General features: G+C 48.0%; 20 protein-coding genes and 1 pseudogene. 14 read left to right on the top strand and 7 right to left on the bottom strand.

Annotated features, from left to right (window positions below):
- Window positions 1-55 precede the first annotated feature (55 nt).
- Both SPB21_RS31630 and SPB21_RS31625 read right to left on the bottom strand, forming a co-directional pair.
- Window positions 56-493, bottom strand: coding sequence for an HNH endonuclease (locus SPB21_RS31630; RefSeq protein WP_499869023.1), 438 nt, complete (start codon window positions 491-493; stop codon window positions 56-58).
- Window positions 486-896: an STAS/SEC14 domain-containing protein gene (locus SPB21_RS31625; RefSeq protein ID WP_499869022.1), complete on the bottom strand. Its 411-nt coding sequence runs from the start codon at window positions 894-896 to the stop codon at window positions 486-488. Before SPB21_RS31625 ends, SPB21_RS31630 begins: the two co-directional genes overlap by 8 nt.
- A gap of 31 nt (window positions 897-927) precedes the next feature.
- On the opposite strand from SPB21_RS31625, the pseudogene SPB21_RS31620 reads away from it, so the two are divergent.
- From SPB21_RS31620 to SPB21_RS31580, 9 genes and pseudogenes are all read left to right on the top strand, one after another.
- Window positions 928-1,110 (top strand): annotated as a pseudogene (locus SPB21_RS31620) (DUF4058 family protein); the annotation flags it as partial.
- A 135-nt stretch (window positions 1,111-1,245) separates the two neighbouring features.
- Window positions 1,246-3,990, top strand: coding sequence for a type I restriction endonuclease subunit R (locus tag SPB21_RS31615; RefSeq protein WP_499869020.1), 2,745 nt, complete (start codon window positions 1,246-1,248; stop codon window positions 3,988-3,990).
- Window positions 3,991-4,015: 25 nt separating this feature from the next.
- Entirely contained in the window at window positions 4,016-4,729 is a 714-nt protein-coding gene (locus tag SPB21_RS31610; RefSeq protein ID WP_499869019.1) for a nucleotidyltransferase domain-containing protein, read from the top strand.
- A gap of 45 nt (window positions 4,730-4,774) precedes the next feature.
- Window positions 4,775-5,065, top strand: coding sequence for a HepT-like ribonuclease domain-containing protein (locus SPB21_RS31605; protein WP_499869018.1), 291 nt, complete (start codon window positions 4,775-4,777; stop codon window positions 5,063-5,065).
- Window positions 5,066-5,253: 188 nt separating this feature from the next.
- Window positions 5,254-6,876 (top strand): restriction endonuclease subunit S, encoded by a 1,623-nt coding sequence (locus tag SPB21_RS31600; protein ID WP_499869017.1) that lies wholly within the window; start codon window positions 5,254-5,256, stop codon window positions 6,874-6,876.
- Window positions 6,873-7,865, top strand: a complete 993-nt coding sequence (locus tag SPB21_RS31595; protein WP_499869015.1) for a pentapeptide repeat-containing protein — start codon at window positions 6,873-6,875, stop codon at window positions 7,863-7,865. Before SPB21_RS31600 ends, SPB21_RS31595 begins: the two co-directional genes overlap by 4 nt.
- Before the next feature lie 15 nt (window positions 7,866-7,880).
- Complete coding sequence (locus SPB21_RS31590; RefSeq protein WP_499869013.1) at window positions 7,881-8,468, top strand: restriction endonuclease; 588 nt, start codon at window positions 7,881-7,883, stop codon at window positions 8,466-8,468.
- Window positions 8,465-9,028 carry a hypothetical protein gene (locus tag SPB21_RS31585; protein WP_499869011.1) on the top strand — a complete coding sequence of 188 codons (564 nt, stop codon included), beginning with the start codon at window positions 8,465-8,467 and terminating at the stop codon, window positions 9,026-9,028. Before SPB21_RS31590 ends, SPB21_RS31585 begins: the two co-directional genes overlap by 4 nt.
- A 9-nt stretch (window positions 9,029-9,037) precedes the next feature.
- Entirely contained in the window at window positions 9,038-10,513 is a 1,476-nt protein-coding gene (locus SPB21_RS31580; RefSeq protein ID WP_499869009.1) for a type I restriction-modification system subunit M, read from the top strand.
- 174 nt (window positions 10,514-10,687) lie between these two features.
- On the opposite strand, the gene SPB21_RS31575 is transcribed toward SPB21_RS31580, so the two are convergent.
- Window positions 10,688-11,269, bottom strand: coding sequence for a Uma2 family endonuclease (locus SPB21_RS31575; RefSeq protein WP_163669732.1), 582 nt, complete (start codon window positions 11,267-11,269; stop codon window positions 10,688-10,690).
- A 130-nt stretch (window positions 11,270-11,399) separates the two neighbouring features.
- On the bottom strand, window positions 11,400-11,531 hold the full coding sequence (locus SPB21_RS31570; RefSeq protein ID WP_163669734.1) for an element excision factor XisH family protein: 132 nt from the start codon (window positions 11,529-11,531) through the stop codon (window positions 11,400-11,402).
- Between the two features lie 163 nt (window positions 11,532-11,694).
- On the opposite strand from SPB21_RS31570, the gene SPB21_RS31565 reads away from it, so the two are divergent.
- Window positions 11,695-11,946, top strand: coding sequence for a hypothetical protein (locus SPB21_RS31565; protein ID WP_499869007.1), 252 nt, complete (start codon window positions 11,695-11,697; stop codon window positions 11,944-11,946).
- On the opposite strand, the gene SPB21_RS31560 is transcribed toward SPB21_RS31565, so the two are convergent.
- Together SPB21_RS31560 and SPB21_RS31555 are read right to left on the bottom strand one after the other, a co-directional pair.
- Window positions 11,903-12,904: an ABC transporter ATP-binding protein gene (locus SPB21_RS31560; RefSeq protein WP_499869006.1), complete on the bottom strand. Its 1,002-nt coding sequence runs from the start codon at window positions 12,902-12,904 to the stop codon at window positions 11,903-11,905. The two genes, SPB21_RS31565 and SPB21_RS31560, sit on opposite strands and share 44 nt — an antisense overlap.
- Window positions 12,905-13,157: 253 nt before the next feature.
- Complete coding sequence (locus tag SPB21_RS31555) at window positions 13,158-13,301, bottom strand: hypothetical protein (RefSeq protein WP_163669737.1); 144 nt, start codon at window positions 13,299-13,301, stop codon at window positions 13,158-13,160.
- Between the two features lie 622 nt (window positions 13,302-13,923).
- Here SPB21_RS31555 and SPB21_RS31550 point away from each other — a divergent pair.
- The 4 genes from SPB21_RS31550 to SPB21_RS31535 all read left to right on the top strand — a co-directional run bounded on the left by SPB21_RS31550 (window position 13,924) and on the right by SPB21_RS31535 (window position 17,154).
- Window positions 13,924-14,475: a universal stress protein gene (locus tag SPB21_RS31550; RefSeq protein ID WP_499869005.1), complete on the top strand. Its 552-nt coding sequence runs from the start codon at window positions 13,924-13,926 to the stop codon at window positions 14,473-14,475.
- A gap of 79 nt (window positions 14,476-14,554) precedes the next feature.
- Window positions 14,555-16,087, top strand: coding sequence for a uroporphyrinogen-III C-methyltransferase (gene cobA / locus SPB21_RS31545; RefSeq protein ID WP_499062003.1), 1,533 nt, complete (start codon window positions 14,555-14,557; stop codon window positions 16,085-16,087).
- 8 nt (window positions 16,088-16,095) lie between these two features.
- Window positions 16,096-16,701 carry a dephospho-CoA kinase gene (coaE, locus tag SPB21_RS31540; protein ID WP_163671821.1) on the top strand — a complete coding sequence of 202 codons (606 nt, stop codon included), beginning with the start codon at window positions 16,096-16,098 and terminating at the stop codon, window positions 16,699-16,701.
- Window positions 16,702-16,800: 99 nt separating this feature from the next.
- Entirely contained in the window at window positions 16,801-17,154 is a 354-nt protein-coding gene (locus tag SPB21_RS31535; protein ID WP_163669743.1) for a putative quinol monooxygenase, read from the top strand.
- A gap of 39 nt (window positions 17,155-17,193) precedes the next feature.
- On the opposite strand, the gene SPB21_RS31530 is transcribed toward SPB21_RS31535, so the two are convergent.
- Window positions 17,194-19,392 carry a hypothetical protein gene (locus SPB21_RS31530; RefSeq protein ID WP_499869003.1) on the bottom strand — a complete coding sequence of 733 codons (2,199 nt, stop codon included), beginning with the start codon at window positions 19,390-19,392 and terminating at the stop codon, window positions 17,194-17,196.
- Window positions 19,393-19,605 lie beyond the last annotated feature (213 nt).

Raw genomic sequence — 19,605 nt, 5'->3', positions numbered from 1 at the left:
TTCCACAATCTTACCTAAAGCAATACATAGCACCCTATTACCCGTACTATCATCCCTATGGTTGACCTTCATTCGGAGGATGCAGCCCTGCCAATAGAAGCAGTCGCCGCAAGTTGATGACACCGGGGCGGTTGAGCTTTAATGCTTCTATCGTTGCCCGCCCAATAGCGGTTAACCCAAGCCCGTTAAGGTAGTCGGCACTCCAACCAAAATGATTTGACCAGGGCTGCTGACGCGGATGAAATAGGGCAACTCTAGTCTGACTTGCCGGGTCAATAGCATCCACTTTGGTGTATTTATGACCATTGCAGCCACCGCAGGCCAAGGCGAGATTCGTTAGGGCTGTTTCTCCGCCTGTAGATACCGGAATAATGTGTTCCATGACAAAGGGTTGTGAGGCGTAGTCCATAGAGCTTTTGCAATATTCGCACCGTCGCTTGGCCCGTTCGATGATCTGGCGCTGCTGTTCTGCAGAAATATAGGCGCTAGGCATGAACCGGAGGGGGCTCAATGTCTAGCTGGGCCATGAGATCGGGCAGGGATACCTGACGCAACTGAGCCAGGGTCATCAGGGCTTCCAGGCGTTTGGCGTCGGCCTGCTCAACGGTGTCAATCAGGGTCAGTAGGTTCTGGTGTTCGTCTATGGAAATGGTTTCTGCTTGTAATTTTGCCTGTAACTGGTCGTAGCGCTGTTGGATTTCTGGTGGTAAGCCCTGGTTAATTTGTTGGAGTAGTTCAGTTTCTTGGACTGGCAGGCTACTCACTCTACGCTGGGCCAGCAGCTGGGTAACTTGCTCAGTAAAGCGTTCCAGATCAGGCGTTTCAAGCTGAGCAACACCAGCCAGGAGCTGATCCAGGTCAATGTTGATTTGGGAGGTGACTTGAACCGATGTCATGGGCTGAAATTTTGACAGAACGTTTTGTTTACACCTCAAGCCAAGTGATCCAGAACCCGAAATTAATTTCAAAGCTACTTTTGATGATATCTATGATCGTGCTGGATATAGCTTCCATATTAATTATCAGCCACCAACCAAACCAGCTTTAAAAAAGGAAACCAGCAATGGGCTATTGAGAATTAGTGGTGAAATAGCCGGTGCGTTGATGTGAGCCTTTTGGCAGATTTTAAGTTAATCCTTCGGAAAAATATCAACTTTAGTTGAATTTTTTGCAGAGAATCACAGCTAGAGTCTGACTGTGGGAATAGTCTGTATTTGAGTACAAGCAAACCCTGGGCAAACCAGTATGCAACCAGAGCAAAAGGCCCGACAAACCATAGACGCCCTGCTGATAGCGGCAGGCTGGCAAGTGCAGGACTACCTCAGTCTGAACCTGGGGGCTGGTGTGGGTGTAGCTGTTCGGGAATATCCGCTGGCCACGGGGGGCTTTGCCGATTACCTGCTGTTTGTAAACCGCAAGGCCGTTGGGGTGATTGAGGCCAAGAGTGAAGGGACTACATTGGGCGGTGTAGCAGAACAGTCGGCAGACTATTTGGAGGGCATTCCTCCTCGACTGCGGTATGACCGCCAGCTGTCTCCCTTTGCCTACGAAAGTACAGGCACTGAAACGTTTTTTCGGGATGCGCGAGACCCAGACTATCGTTCTCGGCGAGTGTTTGCCTTTCATAAACCGGAAACCTTGGGGGAATGGCTGGCCCAAGCAGATACGTTACGATCTCGACTGCGCCAGTTGCCCTCACTGATGACCGATGGTCTGCGGGATTGCCAGATTGAGGCCATTACCAACCTGGAACAGTCCTTTGCCCGGTCTCGGCCCAGGGCCTTAATCCAGATGGCGACGGGGAGCGGCAAGACCTACACGGCGGTGAGCTTTGTCTATCGTCTGATTAAGTTTGCTGGGGCCAAGCGTATATTGTTTCTGGTGGATCGGGGAAACCTTTCTCGGCAGGCGTTTAAGGAGTTTCAGCAGTATGTGCCGCCGGATGATGGGCGCAAGTTTACGGACCTGTACAATGTGCAGCGGATGACCACTAACAGCCTGGATCGGGTGAGTAAGGTGTGTATTACGACGATTCAGCGGCTGTACTCCATGCTGCGGGGTGAGGCAGAACTGGATGAATCGTTAGAAGAACAATCGCTGTTTGAGACGGGTACGGACCTGGAACCGCCCAGGGAGGTGAGCTACAACCCCCACTTTCCCATTGAGGACTTTGATTTCATCATTACCGATGAGTGTCACCGCTCGATTTATAATCTGTGGCGGCAGGTGCTGGAATATTACGATGCGTTTTTGATTGGCCTGACGGCAACGCCCTCGAAGCAGACCTTTGGCTTTTTTAATCAGAATCTGGTGATGGAGTATGGCCATGAACGGGCCGTGGCCGATGGGGTGAATGTGCCCTACGATGTCTATCCCATTCGTACCCGGATTACGGAGCAGGGTAGTACTGTGGAATCGGGCTTTTTGGTGGATAGGCGCAATCGTAAGACCCGTGCTGTCCGTTGGGAAACGCTGGACGAAGACCTTAACTATACCGGCAAAAAGCTCGACCGGGATGTGGTGGCCGTCGACCAGATTCGCACGGTTATTCGCACGTTTCGAGATCGCCTTCCCGTTGAGATTTTCCCCGGTCGCACAGAGGTTCCGAAAACGCTGATCTTTGCCAAGAATGATTCCCACGCGGAGGACATTCTGGAAATTGTGCGGCAGGAGTTTGATAAGGGTAATGAGTTTTGTAAAAAGATTACCTATCAGGTCAAAAAGGCGGAAGACCTGATCAACCAGTTTCGCAATAGCTACAATCCGCGCATTGCGGTTACGGTGGATATGATGTCTACCGGGACGGATATTAAACCCCTGGAATGTCTGCTGTTTATGCGGGATGTGAAGTCGCGCAATTTCTTTGACCAGATGAAGGGTCGGGGCACTCGCACCATTCCCGATACGGACTTTCAGGCAATAACCCAGGGGGCACAGCACAAGACCCACTTTGTAATTGTGGATGCGGTGGGGGTGTGCGATCGCGATAAAACCGATTCTCGCCCCTTAGAGCGCAAACGCTCGGTGCCCTTTGACAAGCTCATGCTGGGGGTGGCCCAGGGGCATCAGGATTGCGATCTCATCACGTCTTTAGCAGGACGCCTAGCCCGGTTAGATCGCAAGCTTTCCGATACCGACCGCAGCCGGATTGAGGCCACAGCGGGACAGCCCCTGAAGCAGATTATCAATGGCCTGTTGGATGCAACGGACCCGGATCTGCAAATTGAGCGGGCTAAAACCCAGTTTCAGACAGGAGCGCCAACGGAAGCGGAGCAGGAGCAGGCGGCAGAGATACTGACAGAGGAAGCCTGTTTGCCCTTTGATTCGCCGGAGCTGCGTCAGCTATTAAAAGAGCTACAGTCTGATGCGGAGCAAACCATTGACCGTGTGAGTGCGGATGAGTTAATTTCTGCGGGGTTTGATGCGGCGGCACGGGAGCGGGCAGAGTCGTTGGTGCAGAACTGGCGGCAGTTTATTGAGGACAATAAGGACGAGATTACCGCACTGCAGATTTTGTATAACCTGCCCTATGGTCAGCGGCAGCTTTCCTATGATCAGATTCGGCAGCTAGCGGAGGCGATTCAGAAGCCGCCCTATCGGTTTAGGGCAGAGCAGCTGTGGCAGGCTTACGAGCAGCTGGAAGTGTCGAAAGTTAAAGGTCGCCCGGAGAAAATTTTGACCAACCTGATTTCTCTGGTACGCTTTGCTATTGGCGAAACAGATGTACTGGAACCATTTGGGGAGGTAGTAAATCGGCGATTTGAAACGTGGTTGACTCAGCAGGACTCAGCAGGACGAGGGTTTTCGCCCGAGCAGCGAGAATGGCTGGAGATGATCCGCGATCATATTGCCACAAGTTTGAAGATTGAGTCGGAGGACTTTGAGGATGTACCGTTTAATCAGAAAGGTGGGCCTTTGAAGGCAGTACAACTGTTTGGAACAGAATTACCCACGATTCTGACAGAATTGAATCAGACCTTAGCGGCATAGCTGGGCGGTATAGAACAGTCAGGCGATGAAAGAACAACAGCGGTTAGCGTTGACATCTGAATATTTAGAGACTGTCTTAGAACGAATTGAGACGATTCTGTCTGTGCTGGCCAAGCATGACCGCGCCTCGTTTTTGGCCGATCCGCTGATCTCATCAGCAGTGGAGTTTAAGCTGTCTCGGCTGGCCGTGGAGCTAGAGCGAGTTTCTAAATATTTTAGACAGAGTTGCCCAGCGGTAGATTGGCAGACGTCGATTGACTTTGGGAATCGTTTGGTGGATGAGTATTATGCAGTGAGCGCTGATGGGGTATGGGAGTTTGTTCAGAACACGATACCTGAGCTAAAGGCTCAGCTGATGGGGATATGGCCCAGGCTGGATGACTTTGTGAGGGCTGGGTTAGAGACATTGGCTCAACAGGAACCAACCAACCAGGTTCAACCAGCGGCTTACAGGCTGGATGATATTAAAGTGATGCTACAGCAGCGGAAGCCCCAGATTCAGGAGCAGTATCACATTGCTGAGCTGGGAATTTTTGGATCCTATGTGCGGGGAGAGCAAACGGCGGCTAGCGACCTGGATATTTTGATTGAGCGACCTGAGGGGTTGCGCTTGTTTCAGCTGTTGGAACTGGGCGATCAGCTCAGTGATGAGCTGGGTGTGAAGGTAGACCTGGTAACGAAGCAAGGGTTAAAGCCAAAGGTGAAAGAACGGGTGCTGGCTGAGGTGGTTTACGTATAACCCAGCGGGAGCTATCTGAGTTTTTGAATGACATTTTGAAATCCCTTGGAGCCATTGAGTGCTGGGCTGTCTTTGGCAGAGTTTGCTGAAGCAGAGGATGAACAACTTTTAATTTTGAAAAATATTGAGATTATTGGCGAAGCGGTGAAAAGTATTCCCCAGGAGGTCAGAGAGCAGTATACTCAGATTCCTTGGAAGCAGATTGTTGGTATGCGGGATCGTTTGGTGCATCAGTATTGGAATGTGGATGTGGAGTTAGTTTGGGATACGATGCAAACGGATTTACCTTTGTTGAAAGCGGTTATTACTCAAATTAGAGAAGAATATGGCAATTAGATCTGTATGCCTGAGTTTTATTGGATCGCGTCGGAGGATTTTGAGGATGTGCCGTTTAATCAAAAAGGGGGCCTCTGAAGGCGGTGCAGTTGTTTGGCCAGGATTTGGATGAGATTTTATCAGAGTTAAATGAGGTATTGGCAGCTTGAACCAGCGTTTAGTAAATCTCTCAAAGAAGATAGGCAGCGATGACTGATCCCAAAGAGGTCTTATCTGCTAACTGGGAGTGGATTGCACTTGGGGAGATTGCAAAGGTTATTGATCCTCAACCTAGTCACAGAACTCCACCAAAAGTAGATAATGGCGTTCCTTACGTCAGCATGAAAGATATCAAAAACGGCACAATCGATTTTCAACACGCGCGAAAAGTCTCACCCAAAGTTTTAGAAGAACATATACAAAGGTATCAACTCAAAGTTGGTGATTTTATTTTTGGGAAAATTGGCACTTTAGGGAAACCAGTCAAACTTACTAAACCATTTAATTATACTTTGTCAGCTAATGTTGTTCTCGTTCAACCATATGTAGATATAGTATTGCCAGAATTAGTTTTTTATTACTTAGACAGTCCATATATAAGAGAAATTTTAAAGAAAGGTAGTAAAGCAACAACTCAAGCGGCTTTTGGCATTCAGAAAGTTCGCAAAATACTAATGCCTTTCCCTCCCCTCGAAGAACAACATCGCATCGTCAACAAAATCGAGGAGCTTTTCACCCAGCTAGATGCCGGGATTGACCTGCTAAAAAAGCTCAAGGTCAAACTAAAACGCTACCGTCAGGCAGTGCTAAAGGCGGCGGTGGAGGGCAAGCTGACCCAAGACTGGCGTGCAGCCCACCAGGATGAGTTAGAACCTGCCTCGGTGCTGCTAGACCGCATCCTCAAAGAACGCCGCGAAAAGTGGGAAGCCGACCAGTTGGCAAAGATGGAAGCCAAAGGCAAAGTTCCCCAAAATGACAAGTGGAAACTGAAATACAAGGAACCTCCTGCGCCAGATACGAAAGCGTTACCAGAGTTGCCAGAGCACTGGACTTGGACCAGTATGGATTGCTTAGGCAGCATCAGTGGAGGAGTAACTAAAAACTCGAAGCGTAAACAGTTTCCTCTTCAAATGCCGTATTTACGTGTAGCAAACGTATATTCAGGAGAACTGCGTTTGCAAGAAATGAAGGAAATTGGTGTCGCCGAAACAGAAATCGATAGAGTACTGCTTCAGGCTGGTGATTTACTGATTGTTGAAGGGAACGGAAGTATTGACCAGATTGGCCGAGTTGCAATATGGGATGGGAGTATAGAACCGTGTTTGCATCAAAATCACCTGATTAAGATTCGCTTTTCTCCAACTGAGATAGGACAATATGCTCTTCGGTGGATGTTATCTATCAATGGACGGAAACACATTACACGTGTAGCAAGCTCAACCTCTGGTCTGCATACACTAAGCCTTTCAAAGGTGGCCTCAATACCTATCCCGTTGCCCCCTTTATCTGCACAAAAATTCATTGTTGACGAAATCGAAAAAGAGTTTTCAATTATCAATGCAATAGAGCAACTCCTCGATAAAAATCTCAAGCGTGCTGAAAAACTCCGTCAAAGCATTCTTAAAAAAGCCTTTGAAGGCAAACTAGTACCTCAAGACCCCAATGATGAGCCAGCATCATTACTCCTAGAACGTATCCAGGCGGAAAAAGCACAGCAGGAAGCAAAAAGTAAAAAGCGAAAAATAACGACTAAGAAAAAGAAATCTCGAAAAACGACTAAAACAAAACAACTAGAAATCACCGATGGGTCGAATGAGGGGCAGGCGTCATGAACCACAAATCATTAGGCATCAACCGATTTCTCAAGAGAGTAGCCCAAAACTTTGACAAATGGATTGGCCCAGTCGGTTTTATCCTGGGTGTTACCTTTGCCGTCACCATCGGCATCCCCACCGGCATTGACATTTACCAAAACTGGCAAAACCTCGACCCCAAAGACCGCTCCCAAGCAGGCATTACCCTGATTCAAACCGTAGCCACCATTGTTGGCGGCATCGCCATCTTTTGGAATATCGTCCTCTCCCGCCGTCAGCTAGCCGCCTCCCAAGAACAAAACATCACCGAACGCTTCTCCATCGCCGTAGAACAACTGGGCCACGAACAAACCGCTGTACGTATCGGCGGCATCTATACCCTGGAGCGCATCGCCCAAGACTCTCCTCGCGACCACTGGAGCATCATGGAAATCTTAGCCGCTTTCGTGCGCGATCAAAGAAGCTTAGGGGCTGATAAAAAAATAGCTGAAACCCCGCTCACTTATGACAAAGATATTGAGTCAGCGATCATGATTATTGGTCGACGCAACACCGATCTCGATCCAGAAGGATTATCTCTCTACTTTAGCTATTCTGATCTTAGGGGTATTTCTTTTTATAAAGATGACCATAGCAATGCAAGATTCGTCTGCTCTGACTTGAGAGAAGCTAACTTTTATCGCTCAAATTTACGAAATGCTCGTTTTTGGAAAGCGATACTGACCAACGCTAAATTCAATAAAGCCAACCTAAATGGAGCTAGCCTTGAAGAGGCCGACTTGAAAGGTGTTGACTTTAGTAATTGCCTTCTAGAAGGTGCGAATTTGAAAGGAGCTAACCTCAAAGGTACTTGCGGTTTAACTATTGAGCAAATTAAGTCAGCACACAACTGGCAAGCTGCAATCTATGACGATGAATTAATGGTGCAATTGAGTATAAAGGTTGGCACGCCAGGGAATAATCCAGATGATCAAAGTCTAGAAACCCAGAATCAGGAGAGCTTGTAGAGCATTACTCTGCCCATGCCCACCGCTGCTGACTACCAAGCCAGAATTGAAACCTATGACCGGACGGAACTGCTTCAGTTCTGGCAATCGATCCAAGATCGCAACACCCTCGATTGGTCACCTGGCAAAGCCTTCGAATATTTCATTCTACGTGCCTTTCAACTCGAAGGAGCAGACATCACCTATCCCTACGGTGTCCAACTAAGCGACATGACCTCGCAGTATGCATTCACTGACGAAAACCAAACCGTCGAGCAAATCGACGGTGTTGTCTATTGCGATGGTCTTACCTGCTTGATCGAAGCCAAAGATCAGACCGAGCCTCTCAACGTCGAGCCCATCGCGAAAATGCGCAATCAGCTACTCCGTCGTCATGCTTCTACAATTGGAGTAGTCTTCAGCCGCAGCGGGTTCACACCACCCGCCTCCATCCTGGCCCAGTACCTCAGCCCTCAAATGGTTTTACTCTGGAACGGCAGCGAAATCACCTACGCTCTAGAACAAGGCTGCATGAGGCAATCATTGCTCAAAAAATATCGCGTCTGCATCGAAAAAGGTAAACCCGACTACGACCCCAGACCGGAGGAAGCCAAAACCCTATGACTAAAGCATATATCGTTGTTGAAGGACCGTCTGATGCCGAAATCCTCCGAGCACTGCTAGATGAAACGCTGTTAGAGGATGTCAAATTTATCAACGGAGAAGGCAAGTATGGCGCAGAAACCATGGCCCGCAGCCTTCTACTAGATCGGTATCTCCCCGTTTTACTAGTTATCGATGCCGACACCAGTAACTCCGACGCCATCCATAGCTATCAGCAAGACCTGGAATTTTTAACCCGCAGTGCTGCGGTGGGTACCCCCTATAAAATTTTGCAAGCCATACCAACGATTGAGGCCGTCTTCTTACAAGATCGCCCCCTGTTTGAACAACTTATCGGTCGTCAATTCACTGACTTAGAATGGCAACTCGGCCAAAAGCAACCCAGAGAACTATTAAACCAACACCCTGAAGGTGCTATTCAGTTTATCCAAACTACTCTCAGCCAGCTAACTGAGCAAACACGTCAGACTCTTCGCCAGCATTCCCTAATCCAAGACATCACCACATTTCTTACCACTCAGGTCCACTCATCTGATAGAGTCGCCCGTACCGCCAGCTAGTTGCCCCTAATGCCTAACGAATCTGCCTCTATCGTCCAAAAACTCTGGAACTACTGCAACGTCCTCCGCGACGATGGCGTCAGCTATAGCGACTACGTTGAACAGCTCACCTACCTGCTGTTCCTCAAAATGGCCGACGAGCAAACCACCCTGCTCGGCAAAACTGCCATCATCCCCAAAAAACACAGCTGGCAAACCCTACTAACCAAAGCCGGAACACCCCTAGAAGACCATTACCGTAAAACCCTCGAAACCCTCGGCAAATCCCAGGGACTCCTCGGCGTCATCTTTTGCAAATCCCAAAACAAAATCCAGGACCCCGCCAAACTCGAACGCCTGCTCAAACTCATCAACGAAGAAACCTGGATCGGCCTTGATACCGACGTCAAAGGCGACATCTACGAAGGCCTCCTCCAGAAAAATGCCGAAGATACCAAAAGCGGTGCCGGTCAGTACTTCACACCCCGCCCCCTGATCCAGGCCATGGTCGAAGTCATGCGCCCCCAACCCGGTGAAACCATCTGCGACCCCGCCTGCGGTACCGGCGGGTTCTTCCTCGTCGCCCACGACTACCTCACCAAAACCTACCCCCTGGACAAAGTCCAAAAACGCTTCCTCCGCTACAACACCTTTCGCGGCAACGATGTCGCCGACAGCGTCGTCCGTCTCTGCGCCATGAACCTCTACCTCCACGGCATCGAAGGCAAAGACAACGAAACCATCATCGTAGCCAAAGACAGTTTGCTGTCTCACCCTGGCGATTACTTCAAAATGGTGCTCACCAATCCCCCCTTCGGCAAAAAGAGCAGCATCACCATCTTTAACGAAGAAGGCAAAGCCAAAAAAGAAACCCTTACCTACGAACGCGACGGCTTCTACGCCACCACCTCCAACAAACAGCTCAACTTTCTACAGCACGTAAAAACCTTGCTAGAAATGCATGGCAGAGCCGCTGTTGTTGTTCCTGACAATGTTCTCTTTGAAGGCGGTGCAGGCGAAACCGTCCGCCGTGAGCTCCTGCAAGAGTGTGACGTCCACACCCTATTGCGTCTGCCCACTGGCATCTTCTATGCCCAGGGAGTCAAAGCTAACGTGCTATTCTTTGACCGCAAACCCGCCAGCGATACCCCCTGGACCCAAAAACTCTGGATCTACGATCTGCGCACCAACCAACACTTCACCCTCAAAACCAACCCTCTCCGCTACCCACACCTGCAAGACTTTATCCAGTGCTATAACGTTGAGAACCGTTGCGATCGCAAAGAAACCGAACAATTCAAAGCCTTCACCTATGATGAACTGGTACAACGGGACAAAGCCAACCTGGATATTTTCTGGCTTCGTGACGAAAGCCTGGAAGACGCAGAGAACCTGCCTAATCCAGACGTTTTGGCCTTAGAAATTGCAGAAGACTTAGAAACTGCACTAGAGTTGTTCTCCAGCATTACTGAACAATTAGGAGAAGAATCGAGTCAAATGGTGTAACGACTCCAAAATAAACTGATCTAAGGTTGCATGTCAGATAAAGCATGACTTTCGGAACTGAATCCACGTTCTTTTCAGCTCGCCGATGAGTAGGTTAAACATGCAAAATCTATATGGGACAGGTTGTCTATATTTTCCTGATAATCCCACTCGCCTCCATAATATGACGCAAAATCAATCATTGAAAGTGGCTACAAATTCAACATCTTCGTATAGGGATGCCATGGAAAACCTTATATCTACACTCATCAGTTTAACCTCATCATCCTTACCAAACGGATGCAACACCCATAATCCTGACTCATTTTTCCGAAACACTTCAACCTGTTGCTGAGCTTGACTTACCAAAACATACTCTCGCAATGTTTCCAGATGTCGGTAATGCTCAAATTTTTTACCCCGATCCTTAGCCTCAGTGCTCTCTGAAAGAACTTCAATAATTAGAGTTGGATATTTTTTAAAGTATTTAAACTCTCGATCACGCTGATCGCAGCTCACCATCACATCAGGATAATAATAGTGATTGACCGCATCGATCTGAACTTTCATATCAGATCCATAGGTACGACAGTTGCTACCTCGCAAAGCACTTCGCAGTAAGGACGTAATATTAATTCCAATGGTGACATGCTCATCGCTGGCACCCGCCATCGCATAAACATCACCATCATGGTATTCATGTTTAACCAGGCTTGATTTCTCTGCCTCAAGATAGTCTTCTGGTGAAAAATAATTAGACTGCTTGATGGCTACCATGGCAATGTTGTCTCAGATAAAACCGATCCATTGTGGCCTACGGGCAAACCAAGGGGCAAACCTTGAATTTGAATCACAAGCCTGATGATAATTATAGCGATTACCGATTGAGTTCAAAGTCTATTAAATCCTAACCCTTTCTCTGTTCAAAAAAACTAGCTAAACTACCGACCGGCAAACGAAAGGGAGCGTAAGCAATCGTCCAACCATCTCTCATTAGGCTGTTGCGCATAACATCATTGTAGAAGTCTTTTGCAGGCATATACTTATTTAAAGTCCTTATTTTGTAAGGTAAGTCGGTAATTCTGCGGGAGCGCTATCGCCAACCATCAGTAGCATTAAGACCGTGCAGCGTTTGGAATGCGTGATCATATCTGCACCATAGCACTGACATCAGGGTTAAACATGAATACTGGCGATCGCCTATGAAACCATTTTTGTTGCTCATTGGTTGTACCCTAAGCAGTCTGGCTGTTGTCCATGTTGCCTGTGCGGGTACCTTCAACCAGGGTTGGACCTACAGCATTGATGCGGCTAATGACGGGGTTGGGGGTGATGGCTATGGCCGCTTAACTGATCACAGCAACAGCACTCAAGATATACCCGAATCATCCCCAATGATTAGCGTGCTCGTCATTGGTCTGTTAGCAACCCTTGTTCATCGCGATTATCGTTAGCATCACGAATCAACGACAGAAATACATCGGTCAAATCAGCCCGATCTTGTCGAATCTCTCTAATGGGTAAAGGCCGAAGAATATCTAGTAATTCATAGAGGGCCTCGCCTGGAAAATGCACCTGATTATCATGCACAGTACCGCCAAGGTGCACAATTTTCTGGGTGCGCCCAACATCAATGGGTTGGCCACAGTCAATACGATAGGTTGTTCCAGAAAACTGTTGAATTAGGGAGAGTGTGGGTTGCTCTGTAATAATTTGGCCTTGACGAATAATGGCAACCCGATGTGAAAGTTCCTCAGCCACATCTAACTGATGGGTAGTCAGTAAGATAGCGCAACCCGCTGCCGCAATATCTCGCACTAGGGTTTTCACAGTTTCACTAGCTTCCACATCCAGTCCCAGTGTGGGTTCATCTAACAATAACAGTGTAGGCTGATGTACTAAGGCAACTGCGATCGCAAGTTTTTGTTGCATCCCTCGCGACAGTTTTTGCACAGGTGTTTTACGTTTTTCGATGAGACCAAACTGTTCCAACAGTTGTTCACCGCGCTGTCGTGCCAAACGCCGAGGTACCTGCCGTAAACCACCAAAGTACTCAATATTTTCTAAAGGTGTTAACCGCCAGTAAAGATTACGGTTACCTTCTAAAACGGCCCCAACGTGTTTAAGTGCGGCTGACTGACGATGGGGATCTAAACCATCAATGCTGACCTGCCCAGCGTCAGGTCGCACCAGACCGCCAATCATCTTGATGGTCGTTGTTTTGCCAGCACCGTTGGGCCCTAAAAACGCCAGCACCTCACCGGCACAGATACGCAGCGAGACATCCCGCACTGCCTCAAATCTTCGCTTACCGCGACCATAGGATTTCTTCAGGTGTTGAACATCTAGGGTTACGCGGCTATCTAACTCGGACTGAGGCCCCATTAAATCCATAGGCAAAGAAAGCGTCATTAAGCGTTACTCCATCCACTTGTTTGCCGTCAGCATTGCCAACCCATGGATATTTAAGATTTTTTAATCGACAACCTTATCGTAACGCGAACAGTACACCGTTGCAGCGCTTAGGAAATTAGGCCACACCTGCATTAGCCAGCCCATGCTGAACACTAATGAAAAAGCTCTGGCAGTAATACCAGAGCCCTAGAGGAGCATATCGATTCTCGATGAGCTTGACGTAATGAGCTGGGTAACAGCAACCGATTAGTTAGATCCAACCAGAAGAATAGGGGTCGCCTTCATAGGGCTGCACACCAATAGTTGGATAGGCATCATCATTTGGACCGAAAATACGAATGGCTGCGCCAAAAATATAGTCAAAACTAGTCGCTAACCAACGAAGAACATGCATGATTCCTAACCTCTCAATGAGTATTAACTGGGGTGGGAAATATGTAGATACCTCAAATCAAGTCATTAGCTTTTAGTTAATTCAGCAACCTGAAGTTTGGGGTATCACTAATTGTGGCTAAACAAGGAAACGAGAGTTGCAAAAGATCAGTTTTAAGGAATAGTAATCTAGAGCAATGGAACTCTTTTACTATAATTTCTTGACCATTTGAACTGTTTGTATTCTAGGGTTCCAGCTCCACGTTAAACAACGGTAAGCAAAGACTTGAAAGCATTGTTCATATTACTTATCAAGCATTGATAGCAAGTTCCATAGTCGGTATTGATAGAATTAACAGTTAGAAATCTTGGTGGTTACAACTCTTGAGAGCTATTTTTATGGATGCAATCTATCCTTTATGTTGATTATATTTTTATTTAATCTAAAGGATGCTATATCCTATGTTTTGCCCAAGCATTGTCGCTGTCTAGGGGCATAAACGATCTTTAAAAACTTAATATTTCTCAATTGATAGTTTTTTTAGTAACTACAGAATTTTTTAGAATCTTTGAGTAATAAGTAATCGATAATAAAGGCACGATTGTTTACCCCCACGCCGTCCGTGTATAGGAGAATAGTCGCTATGTTTCAACGAATTTTAGTAGCTTTAGAGGGCAGTACCAGTAGCCGTAACGTCCTGGAAGAAGCTATTGCTTTAGCCAAGGCCAACGCTCGACTAAACCTTGTTACGGTCATTCCACCTATGGATATTGGCTATCCCGAGCCTATCTATTTAAGTATGGAAGGCATGCAGGGTGTTTGGACCAGCGAGTTATATCAAAGTCATATAGTTAGCTGGCAACAGCGCAAACAGGAAATTGAACACTGGCTGCGATCGCAAACGGAGTTTGTCCATCGCCAGGGTCTCAAGGCAGAATACGATTGCCCGCTGGGTACCGCTGGTACGGCCCTATGCGAGGTCGCAACCCGTTGGCAGGCTGACCTGATTATCATGGGTCGCCGCGGTCGCACTGGCTTTAGTGAGTTGTTACTGGGTAGCGTCAGCAACTATGTTATGCACCATGCCCCTTGTTCAGTGCTAACGGTCCAAGGCATTGGTCAACAAGCTATGGGGCATAGTGCTAAGGGGACTCCAAGCATTGCCACGCCTAGTATTACACCAAAAAATACATAGGCATCGATGGGTAAAACGCCAGCAAGATATCTGAAAGGGGGGCTATTAAGAGAGGTCTATTAAGAGGGGGCGATCAAACGTGAGCGGCAAGGTTTATCTCTTGGGCGCAGGGCCAGGCAATATCGACTACCTGACTGTGCGGGGACAACAGGTACTGCGGCAAGCGGACTGTTTAATTTACGATGCCTTGGTGGATAGGCGACTCTTGTTGCAGCTATCTCCTGTATGCGAAACCATCCATGTGGGCAAACGCGGCGGTCAGCCTAGTACACCCCAGACTAAGATCAATCAGTTACTGGTCACCCACTGTCAACAGGGGAAACAGGTGGTGAGGCTCAAAAGTGGTGACCCGTTTATCTTTGGCCGTGCAGCTGCAGAAATTCAGGCCCTTAAAAGCGCCAGCTGCAATTTTGAGGTGATTCCTGGGGTATCATCGGCGCTAGCAGCTCCTCTGCTAAATGCCATTCCATTGACCGATCCAGCTCTCAGCCATGGGTTTGGTGTTTTTACCGCCCATGACCTGCAAGCCCTTGACTGGGCTAAGGTGGCCAATTTAGAAACCTTGGTTTTTCTAATGGGTGGGCGACATCTGGGGGAAATTTGCTATCAGCTGCAAATCCACGAACGACATGGTGATACCCCCATCGCCATCATTCAATGGGCTAGTCAGCCGCAACAGCGATGTTGGCAGGGGACCTTGCTCAACATTACCCAGCTTACAAAGGGTGAACGGCTATCGCCCTGCATTATTGTCATCGGTGAGGTGGTACGCTTGCGAGAGTTTTTGCATCCGCCGATGACGACTAACAATCTATCCCAGGACAAGCTGTCCCTAGATGACAAGATAATTCTCGTGACTCGTGCTGTGGGACAATCCAGCGCGTTTACTCAAATGCTCAATCACCAAGGTGCCACGGTGATTGATATGCCTGCGTTAGAAATTCGACCACCATCCAACTGGACTGCATTAGATCAGGCATTGGGAAACTTACAGCGGTTTGACTGGCTAATTTTAACCTCTGCCAATGCTGTTAATTTCTTTTTAGATCGGTTGTTAGAGAACAAGTACGATCTGCGGCAATTGGCCCATCTGAAACTGGCCGTTGTGGGTAAAAAAACGGCCAAGATTTTGACTGAATGGGGGTTAAGATCTGATTTCATTCCAGCTAATTATGTGGCTGATGATCTGGTAGAGAGTTTTCCGGTGCCTGTAGATGGCTTAGAGATTCTGTTTCCAAGGGTAGAGACAGGGGGGCGAGATATTCTGGTTAAAGAATTCTCCAGTCAGGGGGCCATCGTCACAGAGGTGGCTGCCTATGAGTCGGGCTGTCCTGAAACAATGGCTGTTGAGGCCGTAACAGCTCTGCAGCAAGGTCTGGTTAATGCTGTCACGTTTGCCAGTTCTAAAACCGTGCGACATTTTAAACAGCTGATGATGGCTCAGTTTGGTGAGGGGTGGATAACATATATGGAAGGGGTTGCGATCGCATCCATTGGTCCCCAAACCACAAAAACTTGCCTGGAAGACCTAGGACGCGTAGATATTGAAGCCACGACTTACACCCTAGAGGGTCTGACCGATGCCCTAGTCGCCTGGGCTGATGCCCCATGAATGGATCGATAAACCAGCGCATCATTGGTCTGACCGGAGGCATCGCCACCGGTAAAACGACTGTTTCTGACTATCTTGCCACCACCCACCGCCTGCCTATTCTTGACGCCGATGTTTATGCCCGTGAAGCAGTGGCCATCGGCTCTCCCATCTTGTGTACCTTAGCCCAGCGCTATGGGAATGACCTTTTGCTCGCTGATGGTTCCCTCAATCGTCCACAGCTGGGCACCATTATTTTTAATCAGCCCGATGAGAAACAATGGGTTGAGCAGCAAATCCACCCCTTTGTCCGCCAGCGATTCAACCAGGTGCGTCGTGAGTATCCTGCTAATCAAACCCTGGTCTACGCTATTCCACTGTTATTTGAAGCTAAACTAACCCATCTAGTTAGCGAAGTCTGGGTAGTTGTTTGTAACCTTGAACAACAAAAACAGCGACTGATGTCCCGTAATTCACTTTCCCTAAGTGCAGCAACAGCACGCATTAACCATCAGCTTCCCCTCAGTGAGAAAGTCGCCCAGGCTGATTGGGTGCTCGATAATTCTAAGGATAGAAAATGTCTCTACCAGCAGGTTGATGTAGCGCTATTGTCTACCAAATCAACAAAACCGTAAATCAACCCTAAGAATCACAAACCAACGTCACAAATTTGCAGCACCCCATAACTGTTGCTCCACACTAGAAGTTCCCTACAACTGAACCGTGAGATGACTATGAGCGACTTTACCGATTTTCTTAAACATAAACAGGCCTACATTGCCATTGGCGAATTCCAACCCGGTCGTTTCTCTGAGGCCCGACAGCTTTATGAACAGGCTGTTGCCACCTATGGTAATGGTGATGGCTTTCAAGGAGCCTATCTTTTCCAAGAGCCAGGCACCGATAGAGGCATTGCCGTAATTTTGTGGGACAACGTCGAAGATATGGATGCCCATCAGAACCCTACCTATCAAAAAATTGTTAGGGAGCTATCCGGTCTATTTGCCGCACCACCAGACGTAAAGTTCTACGAAGTTTGCAGTGAAATTGGCTTAATGGGTCAGCTTGCCCATGCCGTTGTTGCTTAAACATAGACAACCCCAACAGGGCCCCGAAAGTTCATAATGCTAGATTGCCACTGGCGCATTTATCTGCAGTACTTGCTTAAGCCGAGCTAACTTGCGCACTACCTGTTTCAGATTATTCCAATCGCCAGTGGCCCGCAGTAAACGGGCAGCTGTTTCTAAGTCAGCAATTGCCTGCAACACCTTACCCTGTTTTTGATAGACTGCGCCCCGGTAGCAGTAGGGCAGTGCTAGCTTAGGCTGTCGCTCAATTGCTAAGCCAAATTTTCCCACCGCCTGGCGGAGCTCTCCCTGAAATTGGAAAATTCGCCCTTGATAAAAGTAAGGAATAGCACTTTGGGGGCAAAGCTCAGAAGCAGCGGCCAGGTCATCCAGGGCACCATCATAGTCCCGAATATCTATTCTCAGTACGCCTCGATTACAGCGAGCGGCAAACAATCCAGCGTTCAAGTGAATGGCATCGCCAAAGTCCTTAAGTGCTCTGGCATAGTCATTCATCTCCATCCAGGCAACACCACGACAATTGTAGGCAGCTGCACTAGGGCTACTGGCAATCACATGGGTAAAGTCGTCAATTGCTCCGGCAAAGTCACGCATATCGTAGCGAGTAATGCCGCGATTAAAGTAAGCACCGGTATCTTCAGCGTTAATGACAGGATTCTCAAAACGCTGAATCAGGGGCTGAATCACACCGAGATCAGCCGTGTGCAGTTTAAGCTTTACGGTGGGAAAGAGACTGGTTTGGGTAGATAGGGCCTGCATACCAATCAGGGCAGAGGTGGAATCACACACCATAAAGTTCTCGGTGGTACCCAAAACCTTAAAAGAAAACAGATCTGGATAATCTTGCTTGAGGGGTAATAACTGGTTAAGGGCATGTTTTAGCTGACGATGGCGAGCGTTACTTTCACTCCAACGTTGGCTAATGCTGCGTAGTAAGGGATGCTCACGATTCTCTCCTTGGTGGCACCAGCCAATATCCAAGCGACAGTTGCGATCGAGTACTTGACGTAGTTGCTGTAGCAGATCGGCATCAAGGTTAACACTGTCAGCCCAAGGCCAAACCAACACAACTCTTTTCTGAGCCTTGGCCAAAAGTTGTTCTAGGGCCCGTCGACTATTTGACTTACCTTCCACATTGTCAAAGTCGAATAGCCACTGACTCTCAGCCGCAGAGGACAGTGATGTTTGGAATGGCTCCAGGGTTTCAGCCACCGCCTGTAGCACCGTTTCGGTGATGGTGCTCATTTGCTGATCCGTAGCGTCTAAACGCTCTTGCAGTTGGGCAAAGACATCACCTGTTGGATTGTGCAAGGGACCTAATGTTTCAGCCACAGCCTCTAACACAGAGTTAGTTACTGTGCTCATTTCTTGCTCTAAGGAATCAACCCGCCGTTGTAATCGCGCTACCGGGACTGATGGCTCATTAGTAAAGCTGGGAGCTGCCTGCAGCATGGCTGACTTATCAGCCTGTATTTCCTGCAATCGAGCTGATAGTGCCAAAAACTCATCCCGAGAGACCATATCTGAAACCGTTTTAACCAGCTCCTGCACCTCGGCTTTGAGTAACGATTGGCGCTCATCAGTTGTGAGCTGTAGCACCTGCTGTTTCAAATATTGAAGCTTGTCATTTAGGCCAGAATAATTATTCTTTGTATCTGCCCCAAAGACTTCCAGATGAACTCGCAACTGCATCAACTCAGCCTTGAGCTTTGTCACCATCGACTCGGCTGTCTCAAGGCGGCTGGTGTCTGCAAGTTGCTGACAGCGAGACCTGACATCCTTGAGGTTAATCCCTAGCTTGGTGCAGTGATCCTTCAGTTTCCCAATGTCCTGGTGCAGCTCCTGTAAGTCTGGAACTTCTTGCTGTTCAATTTTTTCCAGCAACATGTTCCGCGTGTATTCAAATAACTGGGATAAACTCAGAATATCTTGCTGGTTCTGAGCAACGACTGACTGCCGCACGGCCTGAAGCTGTTCATGGGTGGGCACATCTTCCAGTTGCTCTTGCATATCGTGCAACCGATTATCTAAGGTGCTGTTGACCGACAACATCACTGACTCGCTCTGGGAAAGCCTCGATTGTAGCTGTCTGCGGCTGATTAACCCTAAACCAGCTAGTAGTGACAAAGGGGCCGCAGCTAACAGTGCCTGTTGTGTAGCCATGGAGGCAACTGTTCCAGCACCAGAGCCTACGAGCAGTGCGTATTCAGTCCAATTAAACCAGCGATCTTTATTCACAGGGGTTGCCGAATGGGTTACGAAAAAAGCAGTCCGTCTAAGATGTTGGACTGCTTATTACAGTATTCATCCTGGCCATAGACCCATCAGGAGATTAGTCAAGTCTTTAAGTGTCAACAAATGATGAAATCGTCTCAGTATTTACTCGGGCACGAAAAAAATATTTCAAGCTCAAGCTCTTTACAAATAAGAGCTTGAGCAGAGACTTCTACG

The sequence above is a fragment of the Leptothoe sp. ISB3NOV94-8A genome, from assembly GCF_043421595.1.
GTDB classification, from domain to species: domain Bacteria; phylum Cyanobacteriota; class Cyanobacteriia; order Phormidesmidales; family Phormidesmidaceae; genus Leptothoe; species Leptothoe turfae.
The sequence above is the reverse complement of the archived record's forward strand: the minus strand, read 5'-3'. Positions and strand labels throughout refer to the sequence as shown.

What these genes read in the sequence shown, in the direction of transcription:
- SPB21_RS31580 (WP_499869009.1), top strand. Translation starts at nt 9,038, where the DNA reads ATGCCTAACGAATCTGCCTCTATCGTCCAAAAACTCTGGAACTACTGC.
- SPB21_RS31625 (WP_499869022.1), bottom strand. Translation starts at nt 896, where the DNA reads ATGACATCGGTTCAAGTCACCTCCCAAATCAACATTGACCTGGATCAG.
- SPB21_RS31535 (WP_163669743.1), top strand. Translation starts at nt 16,801, where the DNA reads ATGAGCGACTTTACCGATTTTCTTAAACATAAACAGGCCTACATTGCC.
- SPB21_RS31615 (WP_499869020.1), top strand. Translation starts at nt 1,246, where the DNA reads ATGCAACCAGAGCAAAAGGCCCGACAAACCATAGACGCCCTGCTGATA.
- SPB21_RS31630 (WP_499869023.1), bottom strand. Translation starts at nt 493, where the DNA reads ATGCCTAGCGCCTATATTTCTGCAGAACAGCAGCGCCAGATCATCGAA.
- SPB21_RS31585 (WP_499869011.1), top strand. Translation starts at nt 8,465, where the DNA reads ATGACTAAAGCATATATCGTTGTTGAAGGACCGTCTGATGCCGAAATC.
- SPB21_RS31610 (WP_499869019.1), top strand. Translation starts at nt 4,016, where the DNA reads ATGAAAGAACAACAGCGGTTAGCGTTGACATCTGAATATTTAGAGACT.
- SPB21_RS31560 (WP_499869006.1), bottom strand. Translation starts at nt 12,904, where the DNA reads ATGACGCTTTCTTTGCCTATGGATTTAATGGGGCCTCAGTCCGAGTTA.
- SPB21_RS31565 (WP_499869007.1), top strand. Translation starts at nt 11,695, where the DNA reads ATGAAACCATTTTTGTTGCTCATTGGTTGTACCCTAAGCAGTCTGGCT.
- SPB21_RS31600 (WP_499869017.1), top strand. Translation starts at nt 5,254, where the DNA reads ATGACTGATCCCAAAGAGGTCTTATCTGCTAACTGGGAGTGGATTGCA.
- SPB21_RS31595 (WP_499869015.1), top strand. Translation starts at nt 6,873, where the DNA reads ATGAACCACAAATCATTAGGCATCAACCGATTTCTCAAGAGAGTAGCC.
- SPB21_RS31570 (WP_163669734.1), bottom strand. Translation starts at nt 11,531, where the DNA reads ATGCCTGCAAAAGACTTCTACAATGATGTTATGCGCAACAGCCTAATG.
- SPB21_RS31575 (WP_163669732.1), bottom strand. Translation starts at nt 11,269, where the DNA reads ATGGTAGCCATCAAGCAGTCTAATTATTTTTCACCAGAAGACTATCTT.
- SPB21_RS31550 (WP_499869005.1), top strand. Translation starts at nt 13,924, where the DNA reads ATGTTTCAACGAATTTTAGTAGCTTTAGAGGGCAGTACCAGTAGCCGT.
- SPB21_RS31555 (WP_163669737.1), bottom strand. Translation starts at nt 13,301, where the DNA reads ATGCATGTTCTTCGTTGGTTAGCGACTAGTTTTGACTATATTTTTGGC.
- SPB21_RS31590 (WP_499869013.1), top strand. Translation starts at nt 7,881, where the DNA reads ATGCCCACCGCTGCTGACTACCAAGCCAGAATTGAAACCTATGACCGG.